The organism is Streptococcus cristatus, assembly GCF_019685515.1.
Classification (GTDB): domain Bacteria; phylum Bacillota; class Bacilli; order Lactobacillales; family Streptococcaceae; genus Streptococcus.
This window is the reverse complement of the sequence record NZ_JABFFN010000001.1, coordinates 1,351,646-1,364,227: the sequence shown is the minus strand read 5'-3', so window position 1 is coordinate 1,364,227 and position 12,582 is coordinate 1,351,646. Positions and strand designations below refer to the sequence as shown.

General features: G+C 43.2%; 9 protein-coding genes. All 9 read left to right on the top strand.

Translation table 11 applies throughout. From position 1 onward, the window contains the following. Positions 1–18: 18 nt before the first annotated feature. The 9 genes from acpS to FOA33_RS06485 all read left to right on the top strand — a co-directional run bounded on the left by acpS (position 19) and on the right by FOA33_RS06485 (position 12,579). Positions 19–381 carry a holo-ACP synthase gene (gene acpS / locus FOA33_RS06525; RefSeq protein WP_057489321.1) on the top strand — a complete coding sequence of 121 codons (363 nt, stop codon included), beginning with the start codon at positions 19–21 and terminating at the stop codon, positions 379–381. After that, a complete protein-coding gene (gene alr / locus FOA33_RS06520; RefSeq protein WP_221161049.1) occupies positions 371–1,474 on the top strand; it encodes an alanine racemase in 1,104 nt (367 codons plus the stop codon). The genes acpS and alr overlap by 11 nt, the downstream gene beginning before the upstream one ends. Positions 1,475–1,491: 17 nt before the next feature. Further along, complete coding sequence (recG, locus tag FOA33_RS06515; RefSeq protein WP_221161048.1) at positions 1,492–3,507, top strand: ATP-dependent DNA helicase RecG; 2,016 nt, start codon at positions 1,492–1,494, stop codon at positions 3,505–3,507. 310 nt (positions 3,508–3,817) lie between these two features. Next, positions 3,818–4,300 carry an acyl-CoA thioesterase gene (locus tag FOA33_RS06510; protein WP_221161047.1) on the top strand — a complete coding sequence of 161 codons (483 nt, stop codon included), beginning with the start codon at positions 3,818–3,820 and terminating at the stop codon, positions 4,298–4,300. Positions 4,301–4,458: 158 nt separating this feature from the next. Continuing rightward, positions 4,459–5,439 (top strand): acetylxylan esterase, encoded by a 981-nt coding sequence (locus FOA33_RS06505; protein WP_221161046.1) that lies wholly within the window; start codon positions 4,459–4,461, stop codon positions 5,437–5,439. A 337-nt stretch (positions 5,440–5,776) separates the two neighbouring features. After that, positions 5,777–9,118 (top strand): SIALI-17 repeat-containing surface protein, encoded by a 3,342-nt coding sequence (locus tag FOA33_RS06500; RefSeq protein ID WP_221161045.1) that lies wholly within the window; start codon positions 5,777–5,779, stop codon positions 9,116–9,118. A 234-nt stretch (positions 9,119–9,352) separates the two neighbouring features. Further along, a complete protein-coding gene (locus FOA33_RS06495) occupies positions 9,353–10,051 on the top strand; it encodes an N-acetylmannosamine-6-phosphate 2-epimerase (RefSeq protein WP_221161044.1) in 699 nt (232 codons plus the stop codon). Positions 10,052–10,164: 113 nt separating this feature from the next. Next, positions 10,165–11,493, top strand: coding sequence for an ABC transporter substrate-binding protein (locus FOA33_RS06490; protein WP_221161043.1), 1,329 nt, complete (start codon positions 10,165–10,167; stop codon positions 11,491–11,493). A 219-nt stretch (positions 11,494–11,712) separates the two neighbouring features. Continuing rightward, positions 11,713–12,579 (top strand): carbohydrate ABC transporter permease, encoded by an 867-nt coding sequence (locus FOA33_RS06485; protein WP_161801140.1) that lies wholly within the window; start codon positions 11,713–11,715, stop codon positions 12,577–12,579. Positions 12,580–12,582: the final 3 nt, after the last annotated feature.

Here is a 12,582-nt window from a genome sequence, read left to right as displayed (position 1 = left end):
TCAGCTCCTTTTGTGAGTATGATAGTTGGACACGGAATTGACATCGAAGAATTGGCTTCGATAGAAAACGCAGTTACACGACGTGAGGGCTTTGCCAAGCGCGTGCTGACCCCTAAAGAAATGGAGCGTTTTGCCAGTCTCAAAGGGCGCAGACAAATCGAATACTTGGCTGGTCGCTGGTCGGCTAAGGAGGCCTTTTCCAAGGCTATGGGAACTGGTATTGGAAAACTGACCTTTCAGGATTTGGAAGTTTTGAATAATGAACGTGGGGCACCTTATTTTAGTCAGTCCCCATTTTCAGGAAAAATTTGGCTATCTATCAGCCATACAGATCAGTTTGTGACAGCCAGTGTCATTTTGGAGGAAAATCATGAAAGCTAGTCCACATAGACCAACCAAGGCTCTGATATACCTGGGAGCCATTCGACAAAATATACAACAAATGGGAAGTCATATCCCTAATGGTACGCTCAAATTTGCAGTAGTCAAGGCTAATGCTTATGGACATGGGGCGGTTGCCGTTGCCAAGGCGATCCAGGATGTTGTTGATGGATTTTGTGTTTCCAATATTGATGAAGCCATCGAACTTCGTCATGCTGGACTTAGCAAGAAAATTCTCATCTTAGGAGTTTCTGAAATCGAAGCTGTTGCTCTAGCTAAAGAATACGACATCACCTTGACAGTGGCAGGATTGGAGTGGATTCAAGCGCTGTTAGACAAGGAAGCAGATTTAACTGACTTGACTGTCCATCTCAAGATTGATTCAGGAATGGGACGGATTGGTTTTAGAGAGGCCAGTGAAGCTGATCTGGCTCAAGACTTGCTCAAGCAACATGGTGCTCGCGTTGAAGGAATTTTTACCCACTTTGCGACTGCAGATGAGGAATCAGATACCTACTTTAATGCCCAGTTAGAACGGTTTAAAACTATTTTGGCCAGTATGAAGGAAGTTCCAGAGCTGGTTCATGCCAGCAACTCAGCAACGACCCTCTGGCATGCAGAGACTATTTTTAACGCAGTTCGTATGGGAGATTCTATGTATGGTCTCAATCCAAGTGGAGAGGTTCTAACCTTGCCTTATGACTTGACTCCAGCCTTGACCTTGGAGTCTGCTCTGGTTCATGTCAAGACAGTTCCAGCTGGAGCTTGCATGGGCTATGGAGCCACCTATCAGGCGGATAGCGAGCAAGTCATCGCGACGGTGCCAATCGGATATGCGGATGGTTGGACACGAGATATGCAAAATTTCACTGTCTTGGTAGATGGACAAGCTTGCCCAATCGTCGGACGAGTATCTATGGACCAAATCACCATTCGTCTGCCTAAGATTTATCCGCTCGGAACAAAAGTAACCCTGATCGGTAGCAATGGTGACCAGGAAATCACAGCAACTCAGGTAGCGACCTACCGTGGAACCATTAACTATGAGGTGGTTTGTCTCCTCAGTGACCGCATTCCGAGAGAATATTATTAAAAAGAAAGGAGTGGAGCATGAATCTACATCAACCCTTGCATGTCTTACCTGGTGTGGGGCCAAAGTCAGCAGAGAAATACGCCAAACTAGGAATTGAAAACTTGCAAGACCTCTTGCTCTACTTTCCTTTCCGTTATGAAGATTTCAAAACCAAGCAGGTGCTGGAGCTGGAAGATGGCGAAAAGGCGGTTCTGTCTGGTCAAGTCGTGACACCTGCTAGTGTCCAGTATTATGGTTTCAAGCGCAATCGCCTACGTTTTAGCCTTAAGCAGGGAGAAGTCGTTTTTGCGGTGAATTTCTTTAACCAGCCCTATCTGGCTGATAAGATAGAGTTGGGAGCAACCCTTGCTGTTTTTGGGAAGTGGGACCGTGCCAAGGCCAGCCTGACAGGGATGAAGGTCCTGGCTCAGGTGGAAGATGACCTCCAGCCTGTCTATCGTCTGGCTCAAGGAATCAGTCAGGCCAGTCTAGTTAAGGTCATCAAAACGGCTTTTGATCAGGGGTTGGACCTCTTGATAGAGGAAAATCTTCCCCAGTCTTTACTTGATAAATACAAACTCATGTCCCGTTGCCAGGCAGTTCGTGCTATGCATTTTCCAAAAGATTTGACAGAATACAAGCAGGCCCTTCGTCGTATCAAGTTTGAGGAACTCTTTTACTTCCAAATGCAGTTGCAGACGCTCAAGTCTGAAAATAGAGTTCAGGGAAGCGGTCTGGTTCTGAATTGGTCTCAGGAAAAAGTGACGGCTGTTAAGGAATGTTTACCTTTTGCCTTAACCCCAGCTCAGGAAAAAAGTTTGCGGGAAATTTTGACCGACATGAAGTCCGACTACCACATGAATCGTCTCCTGCAAGGAGATGTGGGGAGCGGGAAAACGGTGGTTGCTGGCTTGGCCATGTTTGCCGCGGTGACGGCTGGCTACCAGGCTGCTCTCATGGTGCCAACAGAAATCCTTGCGGAGCAACACTTTGACAGTCTACGGAGCCTCTTTCCAGACTTGAAACTCGCTCTCTTGACAGGTTCCTTAAAGGCCGCAGAAAAGAGAGCAGTCTTGGAGACCATTGCCAAGGGTGAGGCTGATTTGATTATCGGAACCCACGCTCTGATACAAGATGGAGTGGATTATGCTCGTCTTGGCTTGATTATCATCGATGAGCAGCACCGTTTTGGTGTGGGCCAAAGGCGTATTTTACGGGAAAAAGGGGACAATCCAGATGTCCTCATGATGACGGCGACGCCCATTCCACGAACCTTGGCTATCACAGCCTTTGGCGATATGGATGTTTCCATTATCGACCAGATGCCAGCAGGACGGAAGCCGATTGTGACTCGCTGGATTAAGCATGAGCAGCTGCCTCAGGTCTTGACTTGGTTAGAGGGGGAAATTCAAAAAGGTTCTCAAGCCTATGTCATTTCTCCCTTGATTGAGGAATCTGAAGCTCTGGATCTGAAAAATGCCATTGCCTTATCTGAGGAGTTGACAGCTCATTTTGCCGGAAAGGCAGAGGTTGCTCTACTACATGGTAAGATGAAGAGTGATGAAAAAGACCAGATCATGCAGGATTTCAAAGAGAGAAAGACGGATATTCTGGTTTCGACGACGGTTATTGAGGTTGGGGTCAATGTTCCCAATGCGACCGTCATGATTATCATGGATGCCGACCGGTTCGGTCTCAGTCAGCTTCACCAGCTCAGAGGTCGTGTTGGTCGGGGTAACAAGCAGTCCTATGCTGTTCTCGTGGCTAATCCCAAGACGGATTCTGGGAAAGATCGCATGCGTATCATGACAGAAACGACCAATGGATTTGTCCTGGCCGAAGAAGATTTGAAAATGCGTGGTTCTGGTGAGATTTTTGGAACCAGACAGTCTGGGTTACCAGAGTTCCAAGTAGCGGATATTATCGAAGATTTTCCGATTTTAGAAGAAGCCAGAAAGGTTGCCAGCTACATTAGTTCGATAGAAGGTTGGCAAGAGGATCCGGAGTGGCGCATGATTGCTCTCCACTTAGAAAAGAGAGAACATCTGGATTAAGCCTTTTCTAAGAAATCTATAAGCTAGCTTTTAGGTTTGGGTCTTATACTAGAGTCATCAAAAAGAAACGAGGACTCTCACATGACTATTAAAGTAACCTACCAAAAGAAATTCCAAACCGTCAAACTAGAGAAAGGAGCTAGCACCTATTGATACACAGAGAGCGGAAACGCTCTTTTTATTTTTATAAAATGGTCGGCTATAAATCAAACTTAGTCGAGTGATAAAAAGATATTAGTCTCCAAGCCTATTTACTCTTTGACTGAAGCTTGATATAATTGCCCCATCTGAGTAAAGAGGAGTGAAAAGAATGTTAGAAACAAGAACGATTGCTATCCAAGATAGGTATGGAGAACGATTTCAGCATTGTTGGGGATGTGGTCCCAAGAATGATTTAGGCTTACATTTAAAAACCTATCCAAGTATAGATGGGAATAGTTGTATTAGTCGGATAAAGCTTGAAAATGCTTATACTGGTGGAGTTCCATCAAATGTCTTTGGAGGAATGATAGCGACTATTTTTGATTGCCATGGCACGGCCTCAGCAGCTTGGTTTGCCCATCATCAAAAAGGGTTGGAACTGACGGAATCAACTGTGATAGGACGTTTTATTACTGCTCACTTGGAGATTGATTACCTTAGTCCTAGTCCAATTGAAGATGAAATTGTGGTCACTTCTACTCTGGAGGAATTAGGGGAAAGAAAAGCAATTATTGCTATGGAGATGACAGTGGCTACTAAAGTCCGTGCCAAAGCCAAAATGGTAGCAGTTGCTGTGAAGGATCATATGTAAAACGGAAGATTAGAAGTTTAAGATTTTAAAACTACTTTCAGACGATCAGTTTCAGGGAGGAGAATTTAAAATCACTTTCTGTTTACCATTCTTTCTTGCATTGCTTTCCTAGATATGCTACAGTTGTGATAACGATTACAAAACTAAAGGAGCATGCTATGAAAAATCCAGCTTTACTAGAAGAAATCAAGACTTATAGAGGACGGGATGAGATTCCAGAGGACTTTGATGCTTTCTGGGATGAAGAGGTCAAAAAAGTTTCATCTCTTCCAGCCTACCAGTTGGAGGAAAGAGATTTCCATATTCCCCAAGTCAAGTGCTATGAACTTACTTTTGAAGGAACCAATGAAGGCAAGGTCTATGCACGTGTCGTCCTTCCAAAGAGTGAGGAGAAAGTTCCGTTAATCTTCTATTTCCATGGTTATATGGGGCGTGGCTGGGACTGGGCCGACATGCTGGCCTTCACTGTGGCTGGTTACGGTGTTGTTTCCATGGACGTTCGAGGCCAGTCAGGCTATTCGCAAGACGGCTTGCGCTCTCCACTAGGAAATACGGTGAAGGGGCATATCATCCGTGGTGCTGTGGAAGGTCGGAATCATCTCTTTTATAAGGATGTTTATCTGGATATTTACCAGTTGGTTGAAATTGTTGCTAGTCTGCCTCAGGTGGATGAGAAGCGACTTTCTAGCTATGGCGCCTCACAAGGAGGGGCTTTAGCACTAGTTGCAGCAGCGCTCAATCCTCGGATTCAGAAAACAGTTGCCATCTATCCTTTCTTATCAGACTTTAGACGAGTGCTTGAGATTGGCAATACCAGTGAAGCCTATGATGAACTCTTCCGTTATTTCAAGTTCCACGATCCCTTCCATGAAACAGAGGAAGACATCATGGCGACTCTTGCCTATATCGATGTGAAAAATCTTGCCCATCGCATTCAAGGTGAGGTCAAGATGATTACGGGCTTGGACGACGATGTTTGCTATCCTATTACCCAGTTTGCGATATACAACCGCCTAACTTGCGACAAGGCCTATCGCATTATGCCAGAGTATGCTCACGAAGCCATGAATGTTTTTGTCAATGACCAGGTTTACAACTGGCTCTGTGGCAGTGAGATCCCTTTTAAGTACGTAGGATAATGAATGAGAGAGCCTAGGAGCTCTCTTTTTTATGTCCAAAACCTGAAAGTACTTTTAGAAAATTTAAAATATTAAAATATTCTTAAAAGTAAAATCTATTCTGTGGGAACACAGATATAAATATAAGACTTTATTGTATAATAAAGGAAAAGTCACTTGTGAAAGGAGGAAAAAGGCTGCTGGGTGATTAAAAACTCGGGCTCAGCAGAAAATGGGAGAGGATTGGGAGCTCTCATTAAGTTGGTTACTTTCTTGTAAAAACTTGTCTCTTGAGAGACAATAAAAATTTTTAAAGAAAAAGAAAGCGCTTTATTTTATGAAAAACGAAAGGACAAACATGAATTACAAATCTTTAGATCGGAAACAGCGATACGGAATTCGAAAATTTGCAGTTGGGGCAGCATCGGTAGTGATTGGTACAGTGGTATTTGGAGCAAATCCAGTCTTAGCTCAAGAGCAAGCCAATGCAGCAGGGGCCAATACAGAAACTATCGAACCTGGTCAAGGTTTATCAGAATTGCCAAAAGAAGTGTCCTCGGGAGATCTTGCTCATTTGGATAAGAATTTGGCTGGTAAATTGGCAGCAGCTCAAGACAATGGCGTTGAGGTGGACCAAGATCATTTGAAAAAAAATGAGAGTGCAGAATCAGAAACCCCATCCTCTACGAAAACCCCTGCAGAAGATGCAAATAAGGAAGAGGAATCAGAGGATCAGGGAGCTATTCCTCGTGACTATTACTCAAGAGATTTAAAAAATGCTAATCCTGTCCTTGAAAAAGAAGATGTTGAAACCAATGCGGCAAATGGTCAGAGGGTCGATTTATCAAGTGAACTAGACAAACTAAAGAAACTTCAAAATGCTACAGTTCACATGGAGTTCAAACCAGATGCATCAGCTCCACGCTTTTACAATCTCTTCTCGGTATCCAGTGACACCAAGGAAAATGAGTACTTTACTATGTCGGTCCTTGATAATACAGCTCTTATTGAAGGGCGTGGCGCTAACGGGGAGCAGTTCTATGATAAGTATACAGATGCTCCTTTGAAAGTTCGCCCTGGACAATGGAATTCCGTGACTTTTACTGTCGAACAACCGACAACAGAGTTACCTCATGGTCGAGTTCGTCTCTATGTGAACGGTGTCTTATCTCGAACAAGTCTCAAATCTGGGAACTTCATCAAAGATATGCCAGATGTTAATCAAGCTCAACTTGGAGCAACCAAACGGGGCAATAAAATAGTTTGGGCATCAAATCTACAAGTTCGAAACCTAACCGTTTATGATCGTGCTTTAAGCCCAGATGAAGTTCAAACACGGAGTCAACTATTTGAAAGAGGTGATTTAGAAAAGAAACTTCCTGAGGGCGCGAAAATCTCAGAGAAAGAAGATGTCTTTAAAGGGGGAATGCATAACCAACCAAACAAAGATGGCATCAAGAGTTATCGTATTCCAGCTCTTCTCAAGACTGATAAAGGAACGCTGATCGCAGGTGCAGATGAACGCCGTCTCCATTCGAGTGACTGGGGCGACATCGGTATGGTCATCAGACGCAGTGAAGATAAGGGTAAAACATGGAGCGATCGAGTAACCATTACCAACTTACGTGACAATCCAAGAGCTTCTGACCCCTCAATCGGTTCACCAGTGAATATCGATATGACCTTGACTCAAGATCCTGAAACCAAACGCATCTTTGCCATTTATGACATGTTCCCAGAAGGAAAAGGGATCTTTGGAATGTCTTCACAAAAAGAAGAAGCCTACAAAGAAATCAATGGCAAAACCTATCAAATCCTCTATCGTGAAGGAGAAGAGGGAACTTATACTATTCGAGAAAATGGCATAGTCTACACTCCAGATGGTAAGGCGACAGACTATCGCGTTGTTGTAGATCCTGTCAAACCAGCATACAGCGACAAGGGTGATCTATACAAGGGTGACCAGCTACTAGGCAATATCTACTTCACCACAAACAAAACTTCTCCATTTAGAATTGCCAAGGATAGTTACCTATGGATGTCCTACAGTGATGACGACGGGAAGACCTGGTCTGCTCCTCAAGATATTACTCCGATGGTCAAAGCCGATTGGATGAAATTCCTAGGAGTAGGTCCTGGAGTGGGGATTACCCTTCGTACTGGACCACATAAAGGTCGAATCGTCGTTCCTGTCTATACGACCAACCGGGCTAACCACCTCAATGGTTCTCAATCATCTCGAATCATCTACTCAGACGACCATGGTAAGACTTGGCATATGGGTGGTGGTGTCAACGACAATCGTACACTTTATGATGGTACAGTGGTTGATTCAAGTACCATGAATAATTATTATGCTCAAAATACAGAGGCTTCTGTTGTTCAGTTAAACAATGGGGATCTTAAACTATTTATGCGTGGTTTGACAGGTGATCTACAGGTTGCAACGAGTCATGATGGTGGTCTAACTTGGGACAATCACGTTGAACGCTATGATGTGCCAGACGTTTATGTTCAAATGGCTGCGACTCACACGGTTCAAAATGGCAAAGAGTATATTCTCTTAGCAAATGCAAATGGTCCAGGTCGTAAAAATGGTTATATTCGAGTGGCTCGTGTTGAAGAAGATGGTCAGCTAACTTGGTTGCACCACCATTTGATTCAAGAAGGTGAGTATGCTTATAACTCACTTCAACAAATCGGGCCAGATGAATTTGGACTTTTATATGAACACCATGCTCCTGGAGGAGTTCCGTACACACTTTCCTTTAAGAAATTTAACTGGGATTTCTTGACTAAGGAAAGAATTTCTCCTAAAGAAGCAAAAGTAAAATATGCTATCCAAAAATGGCCAGGTATTATTGCGATGGAGTTTGATTCGGAAGTATTGGTAAATAAGGCTCCTACCCTTCAGTTGGCAAATGGCAAGACAGCAACCTTTATGACCCAGTACGATACAAAAACCCTTCTATTTACAGTGGATCCAGAGGATATGGGTCAAAGGATTACAGGTATAGCTGAGGGTGCAATTGAAAGCATGCACAATTTACCAGTTTCTTTAGCTGGCTCTAAACTAAGCGATGGTATTAATGGCAGTGAAGCTGCTATCCATGAGGTTCCAGAGTTCACAGGTGGTGTAAATGCAGAAGAAGCGGCTGTGGCAGAGGTACCAGAGTACACTGGACCATTGGCAACAGCAGGTGAAGAACCAGCTCCAACAGTAGAAAAACCGGAATTCACAGGTGGTGTAAATGCAGAAGGAGCGGCTGTGGCAGAGATACCAGAGTACACTGGCCCATTGGCAACGGTAGGTGAAGAACCGGCTCCAACGGTAGAAAAACCGGAATTCGCAGGAGGCGTTAATGCTGTTGAGGCAGCAGTCCATGAGATTCCAGAGTTCAAGGGTGGTGTCAATGCAGTTCAAGCAGCTTCAAATGACCTGCCAGAGTATAAGGGTGGTGTCAATGGCGCTGAGGCAGCAATCTATGAAGTGCCAGAGTACAAGGGAGAAACCAATCTAATATTGGCAGCTGCAGACAATAAACTATCTCTAGGACAAGATGTGACCTATCAAGCGCCAGCAGCTAAACAAGATGAACTTCCAAATACGGGAAGCAAGGAAACAAGTTCACTGCTTTCCCTTGGGCTTGCAGGCGTACTTTTATCAATCTTTGCATTTGGAAAGAAGAGAAAAGAATAATAAGCAAAAGTTATTATAGCAAGTCTCAGAAGAGATAGCAGGTTTTCAAGCCTGCTATCTTTTTTTGATGACATTCAGGTTGATTCGAAATCATAAGAGGCCTGAAACTACTTTCAGGATAGTCTGTTCTATAAAATACTTTTGAAACTGAAATCTATTCTACTACAAGCTATTGAAAGCGCTTAACAAATGATATATAATAAGCCCATAAGAACAAGAAAGGGAGGAAAGAGGATGCCACAGATCAGCAAAGAAGCCTTGATTGAACAAATCAAAGATGGAATCATTGTCTCTTGCCAGGCACTTCCTCACGAACCGCTTTATACAGAAGCGGGAGGGGTTATCCCCTTGCTAGTCAAAGCGGCTGAGCAAGGTGGAGCAGTCGGTATCCGAGCAAACAGTGTTCGTGATATCAAGGAGATCAAGGAGGTTACGAAACTCCCGATTATCGGGATCATCAAACGTGACTATCCGCCACAGGAGCCTTTCATTACAGCTACGATGAGAGAAGTGGATGAACTGGCTGAACTCGACATTGAGGTCATTGCTCTGGATTGTACCAAACGTGAACGTTACGACGGTTTGGAAATTCAGGACTTCATCCGAAAAGTCAAAGAAAAGTATCCACATCAACTCTTAATGGCTGATACTAGTACTTTTGAAGAAGGGATAGCAGCAGTCGAAGCAGGGATTGATTTTGTTGGAACAACCCTATCAGGTTATACCTCTTATAGTCCTAAAGTAGATGGTCCAGACTTTGAACTGATCAAAAAACTTTGTGAAGCAGGGGTGGACGTCATCGCTGAAGGGAAGATTCATACACCAGAACAAGCTAAGCAAATCCTTGAATATGGGGTGCGAGGTATCGTTGTTGGTGGAGCAATTACTAGACCAAAAGAGATTACGGAACGCTTTGTTGCCGGTCTTAAATAACACAATCTCAAAAAAGAGGAGAGTGGTCGATGCGTCGGATAAAATGAAAACGTATACAAATATAAAGAACTCATTATCCAATATGGATACGCTTATCAATTAGGAGAATACAAATGAAATTTAGAAAACTAGCTTGTACAGTACTTGCGGGCGCTGCGATTCTTGGCCTTGCTGCTTGTGGTAACTCTGGTGGAAGTAAAGATGCTGCAAATTCTGGTAGCGATAGCGGAAAAACAGAAATCACTTGGTGGGCATTCCCAGTCTTCACACAAGAAAAAACTGGTGACGGTGTTGGAACTTATGAAAAATCAATTATCGAAGCTTTTGAAAAAGCAAATCCAGATGTAAAAGTGAAATTGGAAACCATTGACTTCAAGTCAGGTCCTGAAAAGATCACAACAGCTATCGAAGCAGGAACAGCGCCAGACGTACTCTTTGACGCACCAGGACGTATCATCCAATACGGTAAAAATGGTAAATTGGCTGAGTTGAATGACCTCTTCACAGACGAATTCGTCAAAGATGTTAACAATGAAAACATCGTACAAGCAAGTAAGGCTGGTGACAAAGCTTACATGTATCCAATCAGTTCAGCACCATTCTACATGGCTATGAACAAGAAAATGTTGGAAGATGCTGGAGTTGCAAACCTTGTAAAAGAAGGTTGGACAACTGATGACTTTGAAAAAGTTTTGAAAGCGCTTAAAGATAAAGGATATACACCAGGTTCATTGTTCAGTTCTGGTCAAGGGGGAGACCAAGGAACACGTGCCTTCATCGCAAACCTTTATGGCGGTTCTGTAACAGACAAAGACGTAACCAAATATACAACAGACGATCCTAAATTCGTCAAAGGTCTTGAAAAAGCTGCTAGCTGGATTAAAGACGGTCTATTGAACAATGGTTCACAATTTGACGGTGGAGCAGACATCCAAAACTTTGCGAACGGTCAAACTTCATACACAATCCTTTGGGCACCAGCTCAAAACGGTATCCAAGCGAAACTCTTGGAAGCAAGTAAGGTAGATGTGGTAGAAGTACCATTCCCATCAGACTCTGGTAAACCATCTCTTGAATACCTTGTAAACGGATTTGCAGTATTTAACAACAAAGACGATAAGAAAGTCGCAGCTGCTAAGAAATTCGTTCAATTCATCGCAGATGACAAAGAATGGGGTCCTAAAGACGTAGTTCGTACAGGTGCCTTCCCAGTTCGTACTTCATTTGGCAAACTTTATGAAGACAAACGTATGGAAACAATCAGTGGCTGGACTAAATACTACTCACCATATTACAACACTATCGATGGATTTGCTGAAATGAGAACACTTTGGTTCCCAATGTTGCAATCTGTATCAAATGGTGACGAAAAACCAGCGGATGCTTTGAAAGCCTTCACTGAAAAAGCTAACGAAACAATCAAAAAAGCTACAAAACAATAAGCACTAAGTCAGATTGATTCCCCCCTTTTCCCTGTGCACTATGGTGTAAGAAAAGGGGGACTTTTGTTTGAAATGGTAGGAACTGTCACGAAATTAAAATGAAGTTCTTACATAAGCGAATCTTAAAAAATTTCATTTTGGTTTTAAAACAGTTCAAGAAAATCAAAAACTATTCTATTTGAAAGAGAGGTGCCGACTGTGAAAGTCAATAAAATTCGTATGCGGGAAACAGTGATTTCCTACGCTTTCCTAGCACCAGTGTTATTCTTCTTTGTCATCTTTGTCTTGGCTCCTATGATTATGGGATTCATTACAAGTTTCTTTAACTACTCCATGACTAAATTTGAGTTTGTGGGCTTGGACAACTACATTCGCATGTTTAAAGACCCTGTCTTTGTGAAGTCTTTGATCAATACCGTTATCCTGGTTATTGGATCTGTTCCGATTGTGGTTCTCTTCTCTCTCTTTGTAGCATCTCAAACCTATCATCAAAATGCCATTGCCCGTTCTTTCTATCGTTTCGTCTTCTTCCTTCCTGTAGTTACAGGTAGTGTTGCCGTAACGGTTGTATGGAAATGGATCTATGACCCACTATCAGGGATTCTAAACTTTGTCCTTAAGTCAAGCCATATCATCAGCCAAAACATTTCTTGGCTCGGTGACAAAAACTGGGCTTTGCTAGCGATTATGATCATCCTTTTGACAACATCTGTTGGTCAACCGATTATTCTTTATATCGCTGCTATGGGGAATATTGACAACTCACTTGTTGAAGCGGCGCGTGTTGACGGTGCGACTGAATTCCAAGTGTTCTGGAAGATCAAATGGCCTAGCCTTCTTCCAACAACTCTTTACATCGCAATCATTACGACCATCAACTCATTCCAATGTTTCGCCTTGATTCAGCTCTTGACATCTGGTGGTCCAAACTACTCAACAAGTACCTTGATGTACTATCTTTACGAAAAAGCCTTCCAATTGACAGAATACGGCTATGCCAATACCATCGGTGTCTTCTTGGCAGTGATGATTGCCATTGTCAGCTTTGCTCAATTCAAGATCCTCGGAAACGACGTAGAATACTAAAGA

Excerpts from the sequence above, each read along its gene's own strand:
- FOA33_RS06505 (WP_221161046.1), top strand. The coding sequence starts at position 4,459 with ATGAAAAATCCAGCTTTACTAGAAGAAATCAAGACTTATAGAGGACGG.
- FOA33_RS06495 (WP_221161044.1), top strand. The coding sequence starts at position 9,353 with ATGCCACAGATCAGCAAAGAAGCCTTGATTGAACAAATCAAAGATGGA.
- FOA33_RS06500 (WP_221161045.1), top strand. The coding sequence starts at position 5,777 with ATGAATTACAAATCTTTAGATCGGAAACAGCGATACGGAATTCGAAAA.
- FOA33_RS06485 (WP_161801140.1), top strand. The coding sequence starts at position 11,713 with ATGCGGGAAACAGTGATTTCCTACGCTTTCCTAGCACCAGTGTTATTC.
- acpS (WP_057489321.1), top strand. The coding sequence starts at position 19 with ATGATAGTTGGACACGGAATTGACATCGAAGAATTGGCTTCGATAGAA.
- FOA33_RS06510 (WP_221161047.1), top strand. The coding sequence starts at position 3,818 with ATGTTAGAAACAAGAACGATTGCTATCCAAGATAGGTATGGAGAACGA.
- alr (WP_221161049.1), top strand. The coding sequence starts at position 371 with ATGAAAGCTAGTCCACATAGACCAACCAAGGCTCTGATATACCTGGGA.
- recG (WP_221161048.1), top strand. The coding sequence starts at position 1,492 with ATGAATCTACATCAACCCTTGCATGTCTTACCTGGTGTGGGGCCAAAG.
- FOA33_RS06490 (WP_221161043.1), top strand. The coding sequence starts at position 10,165 with ATGAAATTTAGAAAACTAGCTTGTACAGTACTTGCGGGCGCTGCGATT.